Annotated in this window: 1 protein-coding gene and 1 pseudogene; both read right to left on the reverse strand. The window is 71.9% G+C overall.

From position 1 onward, the window contains the following. Positions 1-272 (reverse strand): annotated as a pseudogene (locus tag EN745_RS35650) (molybdopterin molybdenumtransferase MoeA); the annotation flags it as partial. Continuing rightward, on the reverse strand, positions 272-506 hold a 235-nt coding region (locus EN745_RS35655; RefSeq protein ID WP_281034811.1), incomplete at its 5' end, for a cyclic pyranopterin monophosphate synthase MoaC. The gene EN745_RS35655 and the pseudogene EN745_RS35650, both read right to left, overlap by 1 nt.

Raw genomic sequence — 506 nt, forward strand, 5'->3', positions numbered from 1 at the left:
GCTTGCGACGGGCCGACGCTGCCTTCGAAGCCGCGGCCGGCCGGCGCCATGCCGATCACCGAAAGCCGCGCCGGCACGGATGCCACGTCGGTGGCGCGCGTCGCATAGCCGTCCATGGCGGAGGCGTTGAAGGGCGGTTGCGTGCGCAATGCCACCACGGGCTCGGCCAGCACCCGGCCGGCGGCGTCGATCAGCGCGACGCTCTCACTGGCCCGCGGCGCCGCTCCATCCAGCAGGCGCTCGAGCGCCTCGGCGACAGGAACCAGCGCCATCAAGCGCCTTCCCCGCGCCCGGCCGCCTTGTAATCGCCAGACTTGCCGCCGGTCTTCTCGACCAGCCTGATGCCGGAGATCACCATGGCGCGGTCGGCGGCCTTGGCCATGTCGTAAATGGTGAGGCAGGCGACGGAGGCCGCCGTCAGCGCCTCCATCTCGACGCCTGTCTTGCCGGTGACGCGGGCGAGCGCCGTGACCTTGAGGCCAGGCAGGGACGTGTCCGGCTCGATG

Origin of the sequence: Mesorhizobium sp. M4A.F.Ca.ET.022.05.2.1 (assembly GCF_003998845.1) — a bacterium.
In the GTDB taxonomy this organism is placed as follows: domain Bacteria; phylum Pseudomonadota; class Alphaproteobacteria; order Rhizobiales; family Rhizobiaceae; genus Mesorhizobium.